15 protein-coding genes are annotated in these 18,470 nt (G+C 63.9%); 11 read left to right on the top strand and 4 right to left on the bottom strand.

Translation table 11 applies throughout. The annotated features are described in order from the left end of the window. The first annotated feature begins 10 nt into the window (after positions 1-10). The 7 genes from L9B60_RS03000 to argE are packed head-to-tail and all read left to right on the top strand — an operon-like array spanning position 11 to position 7,643. The gene (locus L9B60_RS03000; RefSeq protein WP_249676092.1) at positions 11-967 is read left to right on the top strand and encodes an ABC transporter permease; all 957 of its coding nucleotides are present in this window, start codon (positions 11-13) and stop codon (positions 965-967) included. Further along, entirely contained in the window at positions 964-1,836 is an 873-nt protein-coding gene (locus L9B60_RS02995) for an ABC transporter permease (protein WP_249676091.1), read from the top strand. Before L9B60_RS03000 ends, L9B60_RS02995 begins: the two co-directional genes overlap by 4 nt. Then, positions 1,837-3,678: an ABC transporter ATP-binding protein gene (locus L9B60_RS02990; protein ID WP_249676090.1), complete on the top strand. Its 1,842-nt coding sequence runs from the start codon at positions 1,837-1,839 to the stop codon at positions 3,676-3,678. Then, positions 3,675-3,983 (top strand): (2Fe-2S)-binding protein, encoded by a 309-nt coding sequence (locus L9B60_RS02985; protein WP_249676088.1) that lies wholly within the window; start codon positions 3,675-3,677, stop codon positions 3,981-3,983. The genes L9B60_RS02990 and L9B60_RS02985 overlap by 4 nt, the downstream gene beginning before the upstream one ends. Beyond that, complete coding sequence (locus L9B60_RS02980; protein ID WP_249676083.1) at positions 3,965-5,341, top strand: FAD/NAD(P)-dependent oxidoreductase; 1,377 nt, start codon at positions 3,965-3,967, stop codon at positions 5,339-5,341. Before L9B60_RS02985 ends, L9B60_RS02980 begins: the two co-directional genes overlap by 19 nt. Then, positions 5,338-6,492, top strand: coding sequence for an NAD(P)/FAD-dependent oxidoreductase (locus L9B60_RS02975; protein ID WP_249676080.1), 1,155 nt, complete (start codon positions 5,338-5,340; stop codon positions 6,490-6,492). Before L9B60_RS02980 ends, L9B60_RS02975 begins: the two co-directional genes overlap by 4 nt. Next, complete coding sequence (gene argE, locus L9B60_RS02970; RefSeq protein ID WP_249676077.1) at positions 6,489-7,643, top strand: acetylornithine deacetylase; 1,155 nt, start codon at positions 6,489-6,491, stop codon at positions 7,641-7,643. Before L9B60_RS02975 ends, argE begins: the two co-directional genes overlap by 4 nt. A 77-nt stretch (positions 7,644-7,720) precedes the next feature. Here the strand turns inward: argE and L9B60_RS02965 are convergent, their stop codons facing one another. From L9B60_RS02965 to L9B60_RS02955, 3 genes are all read right to left on the bottom strand, one after another. After that, positions 7,721-7,978, bottom strand: a complete 258-nt coding sequence (locus tag L9B60_RS02965) for a DUF6124 family protein (RefSeq protein ID WP_249676075.1) — start codon at positions 7,976-7,978, stop codon at positions 7,721-7,723. Positions 7,979-8,600: 622 nt separating this feature from the next. Then, positions 8,601-11,903: a hypothetical protein gene (locus L9B60_RS02960; RefSeq protein WP_249676073.1), complete on the bottom strand. Its 3,303-nt coding sequence runs from the start codon at positions 11,901-11,903 to the stop codon at positions 8,601-8,603. A 296-nt stretch (positions 11,904-12,199) separates the two neighbouring features. Next, entirely contained in the window at positions 12,200-12,451 is a 252-nt protein-coding gene (locus tag L9B60_RS02955; RefSeq protein ID WP_249676071.1) for a DUF6124 family protein, read from the bottom strand. A 270-nt stretch (positions 12,452-12,721) separates the two neighbouring features. Here L9B60_RS02955 and L9B60_RS02950 point away from each other — a divergent pair, with 270 nt between their 5' ends. Both L9B60_RS02950 and L9B60_RS02945 read left to right on the top strand, forming a co-directional pair. After that, positions 12,722-14,179: an NAD-dependent succinate-semialdehyde dehydrogenase gene (locus L9B60_RS02950; protein ID WP_249676068.1), complete on the top strand. Its 1,458-nt coding sequence runs from the start codon at positions 12,722-12,724 to the stop codon at positions 14,177-14,179. Positions 14,180-14,202: 23 nt separating this feature from the next. Next, positions 14,203-15,291: a tartrate dehydrogenase gene (locus L9B60_RS02945; RefSeq protein ID WP_249676065.1), complete on the top strand. Its 1,089-nt coding sequence runs from the start codon at positions 14,203-14,205 to the stop codon at positions 15,289-15,291. Here the strand turns inward: L9B60_RS02945 and L9B60_RS02940 are convergent. Beyond that, positions 15,285-16,211 carry a 2-hydroxyacid dehydrogenase gene (locus tag L9B60_RS02940; RefSeq protein ID WP_249676062.1) on the bottom strand — a complete coding sequence of 309 codons (927 nt, stop codon included), beginning with the start codon at positions 16,209-16,211 and terminating at the stop codon, positions 15,285-15,287. The two genes, L9B60_RS02945 and L9B60_RS02940, sit on opposite strands and share 7 nt — an antisense overlap. Positions 16,212-16,431: 220 nt before the next feature. Here L9B60_RS02940 and gabT point away from each other — a divergent pair, with 220 nt between their 5' ends. Further along, the gene (gene gabT / locus L9B60_RS02935) at positions 16,432-17,727 is read left to right on the top strand and encodes a 4-aminobutyrate--2-oxoglutarate transaminase (protein ID WP_249676059.1); all 1,296 of its coding nucleotides are present in this window, start codon (positions 16,432-16,434) and stop codon (positions 17,725-17,727) included. Between the two features lie 68 nt (positions 17,728-17,795). Then, complete coding sequence (locus tag L9B60_RS02930) at positions 17,796-18,440, top strand: HAD family hydrolase (protein ID WP_249676056.1); 645 nt, start codon at positions 17,796-17,798, stop codon at positions 18,438-18,440. Positions 18,441-18,470 lie beyond the last annotated feature (30 nt).

Raw genomic sequence — 18,470 nt, 5'->3', positions numbered from 1 at the left:
GAGAAGTACCATGCATAACACCATGTTCTGGTTGATCGTACGTCGCTTCGGCGCTGGCGTGCTGACGCTGCTGATCGTGTCGATGGTGGTGTTCGCCATCACTGCCGTATTGCCCGGGGACGCTGCGCAACAGGCCCTGGGCCAGTTCGCAACGCCCGAGCAGGTGGCGGCCCTGCGCATCAAACTGGGCCTGGACCAGCCAGGCGTGGTGCGCTACCTGCACTGGCTGGGCGGGCTGGTCACCGGCCACCTCGGTGAGTCGGTGTCCAACGCCATGCCGGTCACCGAGCTGATGGCCGGGCGCTTGCCCAACACCCTGATGCTGGCGGCTGTCACGGCGCTGGTGTCGGTGCCGGTGGCGCTGACCCTGGGCATCGTCTCGGCCATGCGCCGCGGCGGGCGCCTGGACAGCGTGCTGAGCTTTTTCACCCTGACCCTGGTGGCCGTGCCGGAGTTTCTGGTAGCCACCCTGGCGGTGCTGATTTTCGCGGTCAAGCTGGGCTGGCTGTCGGCGCTGTCGTTTGCCAGCGACGTGCACACCCCGCTCGAGTTCCTGCGTGCCTATGCCTTGCCGGTGATGACCCTGTGCTGCGTGATCGTGGCCCAGATGGCGCGCATGACCCGCGCCGCGGTGATCGACCAGCTCGACAGCCCCTATGTCGAAATGGCCCGCCTCAAAGGCGCAAGCCCGGTGCGCATCGTGTTGCGCCATGCCTTGCCCAACGCCATCGGCCCCATCGTCAACGCCGTGGCCCTGAGCCTGTCGTACCTGCTGGGGGGCGTGGTGATCGTCGAAACCATTTTCAACTACCCCGGCATCGCTAGCCTGATGGTGGACGCGGTGACCAACCGCGACATGGCCTTGGTACAAGCCTGCACCATGTTGTTTTGCGCCGCTTACCTGGCGCTGGTGCTGGTGGCCGATGTTTGCGCGATCCTTTCCAACCCGAGGCTGAGACAGCGATGAACAAAGTCATTGGCAACGCCGCGCCCCTGGCCACTGCAAAGCCGTTCAAACCTCGCCGCCGCCTGTCGGTGCTGGGGGTGTTCGGCGCCACGATGTGCGTGTTCTGGCTGCTGATTGCCGTGTTCGGCCAGTGGCTGGCGCCCCACGGCGTGGGCGAAGTGATCAGCGACAACATTTTTGACAGCCTGGGCTCGGCGTTCCCGCTGGGCACCGACTACCTGGGCCGCGACATGCTCAGCCGGGTGCTGGTGGGCGCACGCTTCACCGTGGGCCTGGCGCTGATCGCGGCCATCCTGTCGAGCACCGTGGGCTGTTCCCTGGCGCTGCTGTCGGTGGTCTCGCCGCGTTGGCTGGACGACATCATCAGCCGCATCATGGATGCCCTGATCTCGATCCCCAGCAAGATGCTCGCGCTGGTGGTGGTCTCGGCCTTCGGCGCCTCGGTGCCGCTGCTGATCGCCACCGCCGTGCTCAGTTACGCGCCGGGTTCCTACCGTATCTCGCGCAGCCTGGCCACCAACATCGAGGCGCTGGAATACGTGCAGGTCGCCCGTACCCGGGGTGAGCCGCGCTGGTACATCGCCTGCGTGGAAATCCTGCCCAACATGCTTAACCCGGTGCTCACCGACCTGGGCCTGCGCTTTGGTTTCATCGTGCTGCTGCTCAGTGGCATGAGTTTCCTGGGCCTGGGCATCCAGCCGCCGGACGCCGACCTGGGCTCCCTGGTGCGCGAAAACATCGGCGGCCTGAGCCAGGGGGCGCCTGCGCTGGTGATCCCGGCGCTGGCCATCGGCTCCATGACCGTGGGCATCAACCTGCTGATCGACAGCATTTCGTCACGGCGCCAGCGCCGCGCAGGAGGGCACTAGATGAGCCACCTTATTCAAGTCAAAGACCTGCGGGTCAACGCCTACGGCGACAGCGGCGAAATCGAGATCGTCAAGGGCGTGAGCTTCAACCTGGAACGCGGCGAAGTGCTGGCGCTGATCGGTGAGTCAGGCTCGGGCAAGACCACCATCGCCCTGTCGCTGCTGGGCTACGCCCGGCGCGGCTGCCGCATTGCCGGCGGCCAGGTGAAGGTGGGCGATGTCGACCTGCTGACCCTGGAAGAAAGCGAGCTGCAAAAGCTGCGCGGCAACCGCGTGTCGTACATCGCGCAAAGCGCCGCGGCGGCGTTCAACCCGGCGCACAAGCTGATGGACCAGGTGCTGGAAGGCGCCCTGATCCACGGTATTGGCAACCGCAAGCAGTTGCAGGAAAAAGCCATCGGGCTGTTCCGCGACCTGGCCCTGCCAGACCCGGAGCACATCGGTGACCGCTACCCGCACCAAGTGTCGGGTGGCCAGCTGCAACGCATCATGGCGGCCATGGCGCTGATCAGCGACCCGCTGCTGGTGGTACTCGACGAGCCGACCACGGCGCTCGACGTCACCACCCAGATCGAAGTGCTGCGTGCCTTCAAGCGGGTGGTGCGCGAACGCGGCGCCACGGCGGTGTATGTCAGCCATGACCTGGCGGTGGTGGCGCAAATGGCCGACCAGATCATCGTGCTCAATGGCGGGCAAATCCTGGAAGACAACGGCACCGCCAACCTGCTCAAAAGCCCCAACCACGAATACACCCGCAGCCTGCTGCAAGCTGCGCGCCCGGCGGCGAAAATCCGCGTCGAGGAGGTGGCGCGCAGCGAGGCGCCGCTGCTGAGCATCAAGGGCATGGTTGCCGGCTACGGGCCCAAGGCCCTGGACGGCCTGCCGTTGATCCGCGTGCTGGAAGACATCGACCTGACCGTGCACCGCGGCCAGGCGGTGGGCATCATCGGCGAATCAGGCTCGGGCAAGTCGACCCTGGCCCGGGTGGTCGCAGGCTTGCTGCAACCGGCCCGCGGCGCGCTGGAGTTCGATGGCCAGCCGCTGTCCGGCAGCCTTTCGGGGCGCACGCCCGACCAGTTCCGCCGTATCCAGATGGTGTTCCAGAATGCCGACACCGCGCTCAACCCGATGCACAGCGTGGCCAACATCATCGGCCGGCCATTGCGCGCCTACCACAACCTCAAGGGCGCCGCGCAGCGCGAGCGGATCGACGAGTTGCTGGACCTGGTCAAGCTGCCGCGCAGCATGGCCGAGCGCCGCCCGGGCGAGCTGTCCGGCGGGCAAAAACAACGCATCAACCTGGCCCGGGCCCTGGCCGCCAAGCCCGACCTGATCCTGTGCGACGAGGTCACCTCGGCGCTGGACACCGTAGTGGGCGCGGCCATCCTGGAGCTGCTGGCCGAACTGCGCCGCGAGCTGGGCGTATCGTACCTGTTCATCAGCCACGATATTTCCACGGTGCGTGCGCTGTGCGACGACGTGGCGGTGATGTACAGCGGCCATATCGTCGAGGGTGGCAGCCGCCAGGCCCTGGCCCAGGCACCGTTCCACCCCTACACCAACCTGCTGATCAACTCGGTGCCCCAGCTGCGCCAGGGTTGGCTGGAAGCCAGCGCCGGGGCCTGCAAGTTGCCGCCGATCACCGCGCCCACCGCCAACCAGCGCGAGCTGTGCACCTTCCTCAACCGCTGCCCGTTGCGCGTGGAGGGGCTGTGCAACCACACCGCGCCCAGCCGTCGCCTGATCGATGGCGGCAGTGAAATCCTCTGCCACCTCGACAGCCCGCAACTGCTCGCTGCCCAGCCGGCCATTGTCTTGCCCAGCCAGGGAGCCTACGCATGAGTGCCCGTTTCGTCCGCCTCGCCGAGCAAGAGCGGCCTACCGTGAGCCTGATCGTCGACGGCAAGCCCGTGCAGGCGCTGCAAGGCGACACCTTGATGGTTGCATTGCTGACCAGCGGCGACAGCCTGCGCGGTTCGGAATTCGACCCCGGCCGGCGCGCCGGCTTCTGCCTGATGGGCGCCTGCCAGGACTGCTGGGTGTGGACCCGCGGCGGCGAACGCCTGCGCGCCTGTTCCCAGGATGTGCGCGAAGGCCTGGACATCCTCACCACGCAACCGGAGGCGCAATGGCCACTGCACGGGTAACCATCATCGGCGCGGGCCCGGCTGGCATTCGCTGCGCCCAAACCCTGCTGGCCGCCGGTATTCGCCCCACCCTGGTGGACGAAGGGCGGCGCGACGGCGGGCAGATCTACCGGCGCCAGCCCGAGGGCTTCACGCGTGACTACGCCAAGCTCTATGGCAGCGAGGCGGGCAAGGCGCGGGCGCTGCATGAAACCTTTGACCGGCTGAGCGGGCAGTTGGACTACCGCCCCGATACGCTGGTGTGGAACCTCTATGACCAGCAACTGAGCTGCGTCAGCCAGGGCCGCCACAGCGCGCTGGATTACGACCACCTGATCCTCTGCACCGGCGCCACCGACCGCCTGTTGCCGGTCAAGGGCTGGCAACTGGCAGGCACCTACAGCCTGGGCGGCTCGCAAATCGCCCTCAAGGCCCAGGCCGTGTCCATCGGCGCCAACGTCGTGTTCATGGGCACCGGGCCGTTGCTTTACCTGGTCGCCAGCCAGTACCACAAGGCCGGCGCCAAGGTGGCGGCGGTGCTCGACACCTCGCCGTTGTACAAACGAATCGTCGCCACCCCAAAGCTGCTGGCGCGCCCCGGCGTGCTGGCCACCGGCATGGGTTTGTTGGCCGGCCTTTACCGCGCCGGCATCTCGGTGCACCTGGGCGTGGAGCCGTTGCAGATTCTAGGGGATGAAAAAACCGGCGTCAGTGGCGTGAAAGTGCGCACCAGCAAGGGGCAGGAGTTGCAGCTCGATTGCGATGCCGTGGCGCTGGGGTATCACCTGCGCCCGGAAACCCAACTGGCGGATCTGGCCGGCTGTGCGTTTGCCTTCGACAGCGCCTCCAGCCAATGGCTGCTGGACACCGACGGTGATGGCCGCACCTCCTTGGCCAACGTGTATGCCGCCGGTGACGGCGCGCGCATTCGCGGCGCCGATGCAGCCGAAGCGGCAGGGCGCCTGGCCGCGCTGGCGCTGATCGAAGACCTGGGCTTGCCGTTCGACGGCGCCCTGCAGGCCGAACAGCGCAAGACCCTGGCGCAGATGGACACCTTCCGCCTGGGCCTGACCCAGGCCTTCCCGTGGCCGGCGCAAAACATGCGAAACCTGCCGGACGAAGCCATCGTCTGCCGCTGCGAAATGATCAGTGCCGGCGAGTTGCGTGGCGTGGTGCGCGAGAAGGGCGCCTGCGAAGTCAACCGCGCCAAAGCCTTCAGCCGGGTCGGCATGGGCCGTTGCCAGGGCCGCTACTGCTCCCAGGCCGGTGCCGAAATCATCGCCGCCGCGGCCGGCGTGCCGGTGCAAGCGGTCGGCCGCCAGCGTGGCCAGGCCCCGGTCAAACCCCTGACCCTGCAACTGCTGGAGAGTGAATCATGAGTGCGCTGCAAGCGGATGTGGTGATCGTGGGCGGTGGCTTCATGGGCGCGGCGGCTGCGTTCTTCCTGCGCCAGCGCGGCCGCTCGGTGATCCTCCTGGAGCGCGACCAGATCGGCCAGTACGCCAGCGGCGTGAACTTCGGCAACGTGCGCCGCCAAGGCCGCTACCTGTGCCAGTTGGAACTGGCCAACCGCTCGTTCAACCTGTGGAAGCGCCTGCCGCAACTGATCGACGACGACCTGGAGTTCTTGCCCAGCGGCCACATGCGCGTGTGCTACGACCCGGCGCATATCGCCGACCTTGAAGCCTACGCCAAGGCGCCCGAGGCCAGCGAGCTGGACTTGGAGGTGCTGACGGGCAAGGCTTTGCACGCGCGCTTCCCGTTCCTGGGCCCGGAGGTCACGGGCGGCTCCTTTGCGCCTCACGATGGCCACGCCAACCCGCGCCTGGCCGCCCCGGCGTTTGCCCGCGCGGCGATTCGCGCCGGGGCCACGGTGCATGAAAAAACCGAAGTACGCGAGGTACAGAAGGTCGGCGGTGACTTTCACATCACCACCGTGGACGGGCGCACCTTCAAGGCGCCCAAGCTGCTGATCACTGCGGGCGCCTGGGGCGACAAGCTCTCGGCGCAGTTTGGCGAGCCGGTGCCACTGGACAAGAACGGCCCGCAAATGGCCGTGACGGAACCGGTGCCCTATGCGCTTAAAACCGTGATCGGGGTGTACACCAAAATCCCGGAAGAGGTGATCTACTTCCGCCAGATCGCCCGGGGCAACATCGTCATCGGTGGCGGTTACCGCACCAAACCGAACATGGACACCCGCCGCGCCCACGTCGAACCGCGCAGCATCCTCAACCAGATCAGCCAGATGCGCCGGCTGATCCCCGGCATCGCGCCGCTGAACATCATCCGCGTATGGAGCGGCATCGAAAGCTACACGCCCGACTCGTTGCCCATCATGGGCCCCAGCAGCCAGGTCGACGGCCTGTACTACGCCTTTGGCTTCTGCGGTGCGGGCTTCCAGCTGGGCCCGGGGGTGGGCGACGTGATGGCCGAGCTGATCAGCACCGGCAGCACCACCACGCGCATCCACGACTTTGACATCGGCCGCTTTGCCGCCGCCAACGCCCTACGCAGTGAGGCCTCATGAGCAGCCGCAGCCTGGACATCCTCAAACGCCTGATCGGCTTCGACACCACCTCGGCCAAGTCCAACCTTGAGCTGATCCACTATGTGCAGCAGCTTCTGCTGAGCAAAGGCATCGACTGCACCCTGGTGCACGACGACAGCGCCGGCAAGGCCAACCTGTTCGCCAGCGTCGGGCCCAAGGAGGTGCCCGGCGTGCTGCTGTCCGGGCACACCGACGTGGTGCCGGTGGCAGGGCAAGCCTGGACCCAAACACCGTTCGAGGCCACGGTCAGCGACGGCAAGCTCTACGGGCGCGGCAGCTGCGACATGAAGGGCTTTATCGCCGTGGCCATCGACGCCATGCTCATCGCCGCCGAACAACCGCTCAAGCGCCCACTGCAACTGGCCCTGAGCTATGACGAAGAAATCGGCTGCGTGGGCGTGCGCCGCCTGCTGGACGTGCTGCACCTGGCGCCCCAGCGGCCGTTCCTGTGCATCGTCGGCGAACCTACCAACATGCAATTGGCCCTGGGCCACAAGGGCAAGGCTTCGTACCGCGCCCTATGCCACGGCCAAGAGGCGCATTCCTCGCTGGCGCCCCTGGCGGCCAACGCCATTCACCTGGCCACCGATTTCATCGCCAGCCTGCGCACCACGCAACACCAGCTGCGCGAACAAGGCGCCCAGGACGCGGCCTACGACATCCCTTACAGCACCGTGCACGTGGGCCGCATCGACGGCGGCAAGGCGCTGAACATCGTGCCCAACCTGTGCACCCTGGAATTCGAAATCCGCCACCTGCCGGCGGACGATCCCGAGGCGATGCTGGCGCACCTGGCCGAACAGGCCGAAGCCATCGCCCGCGAGGCGAAAAAAGTCTCTGGCGTGGCCGCCATCCAGATCCAAACCATCAACGCCTACCCAGGCCTGGACACCTCACCCACCGTAGAGGCCGTGCGCTGGCTATCGGCCTTCGCAGCGCCGGGCACCGAGCAGGTCAAGGTGGCGTTTGGCACCGAAGGCGGTTTGTTCGCCCAACGCTTGAACGTACCGGTAGTGGTGTGCGGCCCGGGCTCCATCGAGCAGGCGCACAAGCCGGACGAGTTTGTCGAGTTGAGCCAGCTCCAGGCCTGCGAGCGATTTCTGCACGGGTTGGTGGGGGCATTACTGTAGGAGCGGATTCCTCCGCGAAAAGCACGCCGCGGTTTACCTGAGAGACCGCGGCGTGCTTTTCGCGGATAAATCCACTCCTACACAGAGCCCCCCAATAACGCATCCACCAATGCCTTCGCACCATCGATGTGATGCACCGTCGACCACACCAACCCGCGGTCAGGGTTAGGCGTGTCGCACAGCTCAAAGGCCGATGCATGGGCGCATTTGAGCAAGTGCGACAAATGAGTCAGGGCATCCTCCAGGCTGATGCCGGGGTTCACGCTGAAGTAGGGTTGCTGCTGCGAATCGCACAGGCCAAAGGGCAGGGCGGTGGTTTCGCTGATGTCGCTCATGGTCAAAATCCTTATCGATAAATCCAGAATGCGTGGTACCCACATACACCTGTGGGAGCAGAGCTTGCTCGCGAGAGGCCTAACAGCCGAACACTCAATTAGACCTCATACCAGCCTTATATTTGCGGCCTCGTAGCTGCAGCCTTCGGCGGCCCTGTGTACGGGTGGGTAACGATGGGAAGGATCTTGGGCGGATCGGGGGTCGGCTTGACCATGCTGAAGCTCCTGGATTGGCGGCGCCATCACCGTTCGCTACTAAACGAGGGGGTGGCGGCTGTGACGACAGGTTAGTAGACCGGGAATCCAGGAACCCAGCGCACACGAGGTGCCCTGTGCACAGCCGCCATAACAGTTTTTACGGGGCGTGAATGTCCCGCAAACGTCCTGGCGCTTGAGCGTCTGAATTTTCCCAGGCTACTAAACCTGGCCGCTGAGGTGCAGCGGCGAAGGGAGATTAGCCTTGAGGAAAGAACAGTGCAATAGCTGATTTTTTTGACTGTAGGGGGTTATCACAGAGGTTGTCGGATGATTCGCGTGTTTCTTGGCTTGCGGCTACACGTGAATTTAAGCATGTCGAGTCCGAAATTAATCGGGCGTCGACATGCTTGTTCTTTGAATTTATTTAGTATTCAACTGTTATGTTATCCATGTAGACGGGGGTGCCAGCGTAGCTGGCTATATGGAAGCTTATAATTCTTTGCATTCCGTGTCCTGATAATTCTACCCAGCCTGTACCGTTCCAGGGGATGCTTTTGTAATTGCCCTCTAGAGAACGAATACTTATATAGTTGTTGGCTGAAATCCCAGCTTTAAAATGGGTTACTGGATCCTTAAAGTCTACATTAAAGAAAGATAGGATGCTGGGACTTATTGCTTTTAATGCTTTTCCTGTGATGAATGGTGATAAGTTTTCGGGTGCGTTGCTCTCTATGCTTGTTTCTACTGATACAGGATTAGCTCTCACGGTCAATAACCCAAGATCAGTATCTTGCCTTATAATTCTAGGCTCTTCGTCTTCAAAATCCTGCTGCGTCGGATAAGAAGGCCGCCCCGCCTTCCCCAACTCAAACGGCACCGGCCGCGAAGTGTTCTTCATCGCCTCAGCCGTCAACCGCACATTATAAGCAACGCTCACCCGCTCATCGGTACTCAAGTCCGATATACGCTTGGGTATCAGGAAGTTCAGCGGAGCCACAGCGGCCACTTCTTGCTCGGCGGTGGTATAAAAATCATTATCGCTAGCCGTCCAGTCCACGCTGATCTTTTGCCCTGGCGCCATGCCGCTGAAAGTTGGCACTGTCACAGTCACACCCGCTGTCGGAACAAGCTCGGGGTCCAACCGCCCATCCACTTCGTTTTCCACAGTGGGTGCAATCAGTTCAAGTTCAACTTGCAGCAGTTCTACATCACCTTGAGGAAACATAATCGCTTCTCCTTCACTCAAACCGTTATCAAAACCTACACTCATCGTCACCACCAGCGATGACCCATTCTGCAACCGCAACAACCACGCCCTAGGCAGCGCCCGGCGCAACCCCGCGCTCAGTTCCGCCGCCGTCACCGCCTTGCCCACATACAGCGCCTCGGTCCAGGGCTCGTTGCGGTCATCGGTGCCCGACACTCTCATCCACACCGTTTGCCCTTCGGCAATCCGCGGCCAAGGCGGCACCACCACCACGCCATCGCCGGCGAAGTGGTTCAGGTCCAACCGCCCAGCCGTCAATGGCTCGAACAGCGGCGTGGGCAGTACGCCTGCCGGCATCTGCAGCACCGGCAAGTCGATGGGTAACGAGGTGCCCACCAGCGTCAAATCGGGGAACACCCCTCGGTAGATCGTGTAGTTCACGACAGCGGTCTTGCCCATGCTGCGGGTAACGATCAAGTCCGGCACCGGTACCTGAGCCGCGCCGGCAGTGGCGAGTACCCAGGGCACCACCTGGTCGACCCCCTGCAACAGCCACGTCACGGCCACGGTGTCGCCGGCCAGGATTCGGGCGTCGTTGATCAGCACGGTGGCGGTATTGGGTTCATTCGCCGTGCCCGGCTTGATCGGGTTCAACACCGTGACCGTGCTGCCGGTAGCATCCTGTACCGTGGGCAATGGCCAAGGCTGCCCGCCGCTTAGGCGGATGGCCAGGGTGAGGGCGGTTGAGGTACCCACCAGCAAACCGTTGCGGTGCACTTCGTAGTCAAGGGCCACCAGGCCATCGAGGTTGCCGTCCAGGTAAGGGGTTTTGCCCAGTTGGGCACTCAGGGTGCCCGGGTAGGGGAGTTGGCTGCTGTAGTCCACGCCACCACTGCCGGTGCTGTTGAGCACGATGATGTCGCCGGGCTGGAAGAACGCGTTGTCGGCGATGTTCACGGTGATGAAGTTACCCACCTGCCCCAGGTCCAGGTCGCCGCCAGGGAAGAAGGGGTCGGTGGTAGGCGCGGGCAGGTTGTTGATGATGCCGCCCACGGTCAGTGCCAGGGTAGGCGAGGTGTAGCTTTGGCCGCCCGCCTGGATGCGGTAGCTCACTTGCAGCTTGCCGCCCCTGAGTACGTTTGCGAATTCCTTGTCGAAAAACACACTGACATCGCGGCCCACCTGGGCCTCGCGTTCGATGGTCACGGTTTCTTGCCGGTAGTAGCCACTGCCGGCGGCCGTTTCGCCGTCCCAGAACACGCTGACGGTTTGCGGGAAACCCATGAAGCTCCAGGCCTGGATGATCACTTCCTGCGAGCTGCCAACGATGCGGTCCGGGTCCAGCACCCCGCCCACGGCACCCACCACGATGGGCAATGCCAACTCGGCCAGGGTGCCTTCGACGGTGAGGGTGCGGATGTCTGAGCGGCGCAGTACCGGCAAGGGGTTGCCGGGTTCGATGACCTCGGCTTCGTAGTACAACTGCGCGATCGTGCCCACCAGGCGCGCGGCGTCGGCGTTGCTCAGGGTGACCGAAACCGGTGAATAGCGATCGGTTACCGTTCTGAAAAACTCGACTTCCACGGGCGGGCCAAAGATCGGTTGGCCGGTCCATGCCAGCCTGAACGTGGTGCCCACCTCAAAATGCGGGTACACCAACACCAGCACGCTGACATCGGCCCCGTTCAAGGTATCGATGTTCAGCACGTCCCCTGGCGCCTGGTCCACCACCGGTGGCGGAAAGGCCCCAGGGCGCACCACGTTGACCCTGCGCTCAAGGCTGAACAGCGACCAGTTGTTGACCGTGTCGCGGATGTCATAGCGCACCACCAGGTTGCTGCCCGGGTTGTCGGCGATCACATCGGCGGGCACCTGGATGTACAGCTTGAGGCTGGGCGTTGCGGCTTCAGTGGCGCTGACGGTTTTGCTGAGCTGCACGCCAGACCAGTGCAGGGTGATGACGTCGCCTTCACTGATGTACAGGTAGCGCGGTATTTCAACGGTCAGGGCGGTGCTGGCGTCCGGGTTGCTCGGGATGCCCTCGGGTGGTGTCAGGTTTTCGTTGATATAGGGGGTGGCCGGTTCCGGGTCCGGGTTGCCGGGCACCGTGCGCTTGGCGCGTATCGACAGCGGGTGCGAACCTGCCGGGTTACCGCTGACGCGGATCACGTGGTAGTGCACCTCCCACTGGCCGTCGGGGATGTTGCCGGGGGACGGTGCCACGTGCACGGGCACCACTTCACTGCTGAGGTGCTCCGGGCCAATCTCCAGTTCGCCGACTGCCAGCGGGTTATCGCCCCAGTACATCTGGATCAGGTCGCCGACGCTGCGGTTCAGGTAGCTGTACACCAGCACGATCACCGGCTGAAGCGGGTCGAACAGTTCGGCGCGGTTGAGCCCGCCATGCTCGATCGACGTGATCCAGGGCGCGGCGAGGGTGGCTGGCAAGTCGTGGTAAAGCTCGGCGGGGTGGGTAATGCGCCGGTGTTGGTCACGCAGTGTCTTGGCGAAAGAGTTCATGGGAAGACGCCTTGGTCTTTGGGGAAACCTTGATGCTAGGCGTTTTTTTTTACCGGGGTAACTGTCAGAAATACCAGTTTTTAAATATTCAAATAGCGTTGGTTTGAAAGTTTTAGTTCGATTCTATCGTGTAAAAACGACAGGTAATTTGGTCGATGTGTACGTTGGTTTTCGGCAATGCTCCAGGCACGGTGGCCGGGTTTGTCGATCTCCGTGTAGGAGCGGATTTATCCGCGAAAAGATCACCGCGCACGGCCTGATGCACCGCGTTGTGTGCTTCGCGGATAAATCCGCTCCTACACAGAGCCCCCCAACAACGCATCCACCAATGCCTTCGCACCATCGATGTGATGCACCGTCGACCACACCAACCCGCGGTCAGGGTTAGGCGTGTCGCACAGCTCAAAGGCCGATGCATGGGCGCATTTGAGCAAGTGCGACAAATGAGTCAGGGCATCCTCCAGGCTGATGCCGGGGTTCACGCTGAAGTAGGGTTGCTGCTGCGAATTGCACAGGCCAAAGGGCAGGGCGCAAGGAGTGCTTGTCACGGTGTCCGGGCGTGCCTGGGAAAGCCGCAATTCAGACCGTAGGAGCGGATTCATCCGCGAAAAGCACGCCGCGGTTTACCTGAGAGACCGCGGCGTGCTTTTCGCGGATGAATCCGCTCCTACACGGGGGGCTGGCGAGGATTGCAGCGCAGCAGACCCTGCTGCGGACCGTCAAATTCCAGCATCCCCCACCGTACCACCGCAATCTTCAGCATCCTCCCCGCCAGCACCTTTTTACACTGGTCCTTATCGTCAAACAGGACCTTCCCCATGCTCAAGCACCGCCTCAAAGACCCCAGCCTGCTGGTCGAACGCGCCTATGTTGGCGGCCAGTGGATCGACGCCGATGACGGCGCCACCCTGGAGGTCATCGACCCGGCCACCGGCACCTGTATTGCCCGCGTGCCCGCGCTGCAGGGCAACGAAACCCGCCGCGCCATCGAGTTGGCCGAAGCCGCCTGGCCTGCCTGGCGCGAGCGCCCGGCGGCGCAGCGGGCGTTGTTGCTGGAGGCCTGGTACCAGGCCATCCTGGATAACCTTGACGACCTGGCGCTGATCATGACCCTGGAGCAGGGCAAGCCGCTCGGCGAATCCCAGGGCGAGATCCGTTACGGCGCCAGCTTCGTCAAATGGTTTGCCGAAGAGGCCCGGCGTATTTACGGCGATACCATCCCCGCACCCAGCGGTGATCGCCGCCTGCTGACCCTCAAGCAACCGGTCGGCGTGTGCGCGGCCATCACCCCGTGGAATTTCCCCAACGCGATGATCACCCGCAAGTGCGCCCCGGCGCTGGCGGCGGGCTGCACCATCCTGGTCAAGCCCTCGGACCTCACGCCGCTGTCGGCCTTGGCCCTGGCGGTGCTGGCCGAGCGCGTGGGCATTCCGGCCGGGGTGTTCAACGTGCTCACCGGCATGCCCCAAGGCATTGGCGGCGAGCTGACCGGCAACCCGGCGGTGCGCAAGATCTCTTTCACCGGTTCCACCGCCGTGGGCCGTTTGCTGATGCGCCAGAGCGCCGAGCACATCAAGCGTTTGAGCCTGGAGCTGGGCGGCAACGCGCCGTTTATTGTGTTCGACGACGCCGATCTGGAACAGGCCGTGGCCGGCCTGATGCTGAGCAAATTCCGCAACGCCGGGCAGACCTGCGTGTGCGCCAATCGCATCCTGGTGCAAGACGGCATTTATGAGCGTTTCGCCGCCCGCCTGCTGGAGGAGGTGGCCAAGCTGAAGGTCGGCAATGGCCTGGAAAACGGCGTCACCCTGGGCCCGCTGATCAACGGCGCGGCGGTCAGGAAAGTCGCCCTGCATATAGACGATGCGCTCGGCAAAGGCGCCCGTATCCTGTGTGGCGGTGCACCGCAAGGCAGCGATCAGTTCGTGGAGCCCACGGTATTGGCCGATGCCAACACCGACATGCTCTGTGCCCATGAAGAAACCTTCGGCCCGCTGGTGCCGTTGATCCGTTTCAGCGACGAAGCCCAGGCCCTGGCCATCGCCAATGCCACGCCCTACGGCTTGGCCGCCTATTATTTCACCCAGAACCTGCAGCGCTCGTGGCGCGTGGGCGAGGCATTGGACTTTGGCATGGTGGCCTTGAACACCGGGGTTATTTCCATGGAAGTGGCGCCGTTTGGCGGGGTCAAACAGTCGGGCCTGGGCCGTGAAGGTTCGCGCTACGGCCTGGACGAATACCTGGAGATCAAGGCGTTCCACATCGGCGGCCTTTGACCCATTCTTGCAGTGAGGACGACATGAGCAAAACCTACAAAATCGCCGCCATCGCCGGTGACGGCATCGGCCAGGAAGTACTGCCCGAAGGCCTGCGCGTGCTGGAACAGGCTGCCCGCAAATGGGACCTGGCGCTGAGCATCGACACCTTTGAATGGGCCAGCTGCGATTACTACCTGGAACACGGGCAGATGATGCCCGACGACTGGTTCGAACAGCTGAAGGGTTACGACGCGATCTTTTTCGGCGCCGTCGGCTGGCCCGACAAAGTGCCTGACCACATCTCGCTGTGGGGCTCGCTGCTGAAATTTCGCCGCGACTTCGACCAGTACGTGAACATCCGCCCGGTGCGCCTGTTCCCCGGCGTGCCGTGCCCGCTGGCCGGGCGCAAGCCGGGTGACATCGACTTCGTGGTGATCCGCGAGAACACCGAGGGCGAGTACTCCTCGGTGGGCGGCAAGATGTTCGAAGGCACCGAGCACGAGTTCGTGCTGCAGGAGTCGGTGTTCACCCGCCGTGGCGTGGACCGTATCCTCAAATACGCCTTCGAACTGGCCCAGACCCGACCGCGCAAACACGTGACCTCGGCCACCAAGTCCAACGGTATTTCCATCAGCATGCCGTATTGGGACGAGCGCACGGCAGCGATGGCGGCCAATTACCCGGGCGTGACCTGGGACAAGCAGCACATCGACATCCTGTGCGCGCGTTTCGTGCTGCAGCCCGACCGCTTCGACGTGGTGGTGGCCTCCAACCTGTTCGGCGACATCCTCTCTGACCTGGGCCCGGCCTGCGCCGGCACCATCGGTATCGCGCCGTCGGCCAACCTCGACCCGCAGCGGCGCTTCCCGTCGCTGTTCGAGCCGGTGCACGGCTCGGCGCCGGATATCTTCGGGCGTAACATCGCCAACCCGATCGCCATGATCTGGTCGGGTGCCTTGATGCTCGATTTCCTGGGCAATGGCGATCATGCCTACCGCGCCGCTCACGATGGCATCCTGCAAGCCATCGAGCAGGTGATCGCCACCGGCCCACGCACGCCGGACCTGGGCGGCGAAGGCTCGACCCAGGACGTTGGCCAAGCCATCGCCGACGCGCTGAAGGCTCAATAACCGCTTTGGCGGTCGATCTGCCCGAGCAGTGTTTCACCGCGTTGGTGGCGCCGGATATTCTCCAGCAACACGGTGAAGGCACTCTCCGGCTGGGTCATGGCGGCAATGTGCGGTGTCAGCAGAATCTGTGGGTGGTGCCAGAATGGATGTTCACCCTTCGCCGGTTCCTCCTGCAGCACATCCAGCACGGCGCCACTGAGCTGGCCGCTGTCCAGTGCCTCCAGCAGGTCCGGTTCCACCAGATGCCCGCCACGACCCATGTTGATCAAAGCGGCGCCGCGAGGCAGCTGCGCGAACACCTCGTGGGCAAGGATGCCTTGGGTCTGCTCAGTCAACGGTAGCAAGCAGATCAGGATATCGCACTGGGCCAGGAAGGCCGGCAGTTGGTCTTGCCCATGGAAGCTGCGCACCCCCGCCAACCCATGGGCACTGCGCGCCCAGCCAGACAGCTGAAAGCCGAACGGCTTGAGGCTTTCCAGGATGGCGCAGCCCTGTTGCCCCAACCCCATGATCCCCACGCGGCGCTGGCTTGCCGGCGTCAGTGCGTGGGCCTGCCAGGTGCCGGTTTGTTGCTGCTGGCGGTAGCGCAGCATGTCGCGGTGCAGGCTGAGCACGGCAAAGCTTGCGTACTCGCACATGCCTTGGGTGATGCCGGGGTCGAGCATGCGCGCCACCGGTAGGTGGGCAGGCAGGCTCGGCAGATTCAACTGGTCTACGCCTGCGGAAATGGCGAACAGGGCCTTGAGGTTGGGCAGCAGGGTGGCCAGGTCGTCGGGCGCCTGCCAGGCGGCCAGGTACTGGATGTCGGCGGGGTTGCCGATGTCGGGCCACTGGCGGAACTCGATGTCGGGGGCGTGCAGGGCGAACATCTGTTGCCAGAGCTGGCCGCGTTGGGGGTCGGCTTTGTAGAGCAGGGCCATGGGGGTCTCCTGGTGTATAGGTGGTGTCTGCGGCCAGGGCTCACACCGGTCTCAATATTGTCGCCCACCCCCACCAAGCGATTCTGCCGTTTGCATCCCGCAAAACAGTCGATCCGCATAAACCCGCCAGCAAGTTCGGCTAAGTCGGCTTCGCGCATTCCGTACTCTGGGATGCATCGAAATCACGACCCGCTCACCGGGTGTCACAGTGGAGAACCGCATGAACAGCAAGGTCAACGAAACCCCTCGGTTAATGCAGCAGCGCGAGCAGTTCGTGCCCCGTGGCGTGCTCACCGCGCACCCGCTGGTGATCGATCGGGCCCTGGGCTCGGAGCTGTGGGACGTGGATGGCAAGCGCTACCTGGATTTTGTCGGTGGCATCGGCGTGCTCAATATCGGGCATAGCCACCCCAAGGTGATCGCGGCGGTGCAGGCGCAGTTGCACAAGGTTTCCCACGCCTGCTTCCAGGTGGTGGCCTACGAACCCTACATCGAACTGGCCAAGCGCCTCAGCCAATTGGTCGGCGGTAGCCAGCCGCACAAAGCCGCACTGTTTACCTCCGGTGCCGAGGCAGTGGAAAACGCCATCAAGATCGCCCGCGGCCACACTAACCGCCCCGGCGTGATCGCCTTTCGCGGTGGCTTCCATGGCCGCACCCTGCTCGGTTGCAGCCTGACCGGCATGAGCCAGCCGTACAAGCAGAATTTCGGCCCCTTTGCCCCGGAAATCTTCCACACCGCTTACCCCAACCCGTACCGCGGCGTGAGCAGCGATGACGCCCTGGCCGCCCTGCGCGAAGTGTTCGCCACCCAGATCGCCCCCGACCGCGTGGCCGCGATCATCGTCGAGCCGGTGCAAGGTGACGGCGGCTTCCTCAGCGCGCCGCCGGAATTCTTGCAGGCCCTGCGCCAGATCACCAGCGAGCACGGCATCGTGCTGATCCTCGACGAGATCCAGGCCGGCTTCGGTCGTACCGGCACCTGGTTCGGCTTCCAGCACGCCGGCATCACCCCGGACCTGGTCACCGTGGCCAAGAGCCTGGCCGGCGGCCTGCCCTTGTCGGCAGTGGTGGGGCGCAGCGAGATCATGGATGCACCGACCCCCGGCGGCCTGGGCGGCACCTACGGCGGCAACGCCTTGGCCTGCGCCGCGGCCCTGGCGGTGATCGATGCCTTTGAAGAAGAGCAATTGCTTGAGCGCAGCCAACAGTTGGGCGAGCAACTGCGCCAAGGCCTGTTGCAGTTGCAGGCACGCCATTCGCGCATCGGCGACGTGCGCGGCACCGGCTTCATGCTGGCCATGGAAATGGTCAAGGACGATGCGGCCGCAAGCCCCGATGCCGACTTGGCCCAGCGCGTCATCGACGAGGCGCGCAATGGCGGCCTGCTGGTGATCAAGTGCGGCGTGTATCGCAACGTGGTGCGTTTTTTGGCGCCGCTCACCAGTACGCCGGCCCAGGTCGACGAAGCCCTTTCGATTCTCGACGCCGCTTTGGCACGGGTCTTGATTGCCTGACCCACGACGCCGCGGCCCGGGCCATTTGCGCGCCGGGCCGGGCGGTTCATCATGGAGAGAAGGCCTGCATGCGCCTGACTGATTATCGTGCTTTGCTGGTCGACTGCGACGGTGTGCTGATCGACAGCGACAGTGGTGTATGGGCAGCCCTGCAAGGGTTGTTGGAGGGCAGCGCTGCCGTGCCTGCCAGGGCCTCGGTCCTGGCGCTTTATCATGAGGCCCTGGCGGCGCTGTACCCGCGTTTCGACGAGCTGGGTTTCACCGGACTGCTGTGCTTTGCCCACCGCAAGCTGGCCGAAGGTTTCAACGTGCGGGTCAGTTGGGAGGAGAGCCTGAGCTTTGCTCGCTCGGTGCAGGGCTGGCCGCTGTTCGAGGATGCGCCGGGCGCCTTGTTGTACCTGCGCAAATTCTATCGGCTGGTGGTGTTATGCGATCGCGACGCGCAGGATAGGGAAGGGCTGTGCGAACGGCTGGGCCTGGCCAGCGAGGAGTTGCTGGCGCCCGGCGCCGTCAATGCCTGGCTGGATGAGCAGCAAATACCCCAGGGCCAGGCCCTGTCGATCAGCGTCAGGGTGCCAGCCGATGGGTTGCCCCAGGGCTCGTGCCTGTTGCGCCGGGGTCGCAAGCACGCGCCGCAAGAATGCCCGGCCGAGGTCTGCATCAACAGTTTGGCCGACCTTGTTTTTCAGCATCAGCTATCTTTACGTTGCTGATTTTGTTAGAAATCCTCAGGTAAATCGCGA

This window comes from Pseudomonas abieticivorans (genome assembly GCF_023509015.1).
Taxonomy (GTDB): Bacteria; Pseudomonadota; Gammaproteobacteria; order Pseudomonadales; family Pseudomonadaceae; genus Aquipseudomonas; species Aquipseudomonas abieticivorans.
The sequence above is the reverse complement of the archived record's forward strand: the minus strand, read 5'-3'. Positions and strand labels throughout refer to the sequence as shown.

What these genes read in the sequence shown, in the direction of transcription:
- L9B60_RS03000 (WP_249676092.1), top strand. Translation starts at nt 11, where the DNA reads ATGCATAACACCATGTTCTGGTTGATCGTACGTCGCTTCGGCGCTGGC.
- L9B60_RS02995 (WP_249676091.1), top strand. Translation starts at nt 964, where the DNA reads ATGAACAAAGTCATTGGCAACGCCGCGCCCCTGGCCACTGCAAAGCCG.
- L9B60_RS02990 (WP_249676090.1), top strand. Translation starts at nt 1,837, where the DNA reads ATGAGCCACCTTATTCAAGTCAAAGACCTGCGGGTCAACGCCTACGGC.
- L9B60_RS02985 (WP_249676088.1), top strand. Translation starts at nt 3,675, where the DNA reads ATGAGTGCCCGTTTCGTCCGCCTCGCCGAGCAAGAGCGGCCTACCGTG.
- L9B60_RS02980 (WP_249676083.1), top strand. Translation starts at nt 3,965, where the DNA reads ATGGCCACTGCACGGGTAACCATCATCGGCGCGGGCCCGGCTGGCATT.
- L9B60_RS02975 (WP_249676080.1), top strand. Translation starts at nt 5,338, where the DNA reads ATGAGTGCGCTGCAAGCGGATGTGGTGATCGTGGGCGGTGGCTTCATG.
- argE (WP_249676077.1), top strand. Translation starts at nt 6,489, where the DNA reads ATGAGCAGCCGCAGCCTGGACATCCTCAAACGCCTGATCGGCTTCGAC.
- L9B60_RS02965 (WP_249676075.1), bottom strand. Translation starts at nt 7,978, where the DNA reads ATGAGCGACATCAGCGAAACCACCGCCCTGCCCTTTGGCCTGTGCGAT.
- L9B60_RS02960 (WP_249676073.1), bottom strand. Translation starts at nt 11,903, where the DNA reads ATGAACTCTTTCGCCAAGACACTGCGTGACCAACACCGGCGCATTACC.
- L9B60_RS02950 (WP_249676068.1), top strand. Translation starts at nt 12,722, where the DNA reads ATGCTCAAGCACCGCCTCAAAGACCCCAGCCTGCTGGTCGAACGCGCC.
- L9B60_RS02945 (WP_249676065.1), top strand. Translation starts at nt 14,203, where the DNA reads ATGAGCAAAACCTACAAAATCGCCGCCATCGCCGGTGACGGCATCGGC.
- L9B60_RS02940 (WP_249676062.1), bottom strand. Translation starts at nt 16,211, where the DNA reads ATGGCCCTGCTCTACAAAGCCGACCCCCAACGCGGCCAGCTCTGGCAA.
- gabT (WP_249676059.1), top strand. Translation starts at nt 16,432, where the DNA reads ATGAACAGCAAGGTCAACGAAACCCCTCGGTTAATGCAGCAGCGCGAG.
- L9B60_RS02930 (WP_249676056.1), top strand. Translation starts at nt 17,796, where the DNA reads ATGCGCCTGACTGATTATCGTGCTTTGCTGGTCGACTGCGACGGTGTG.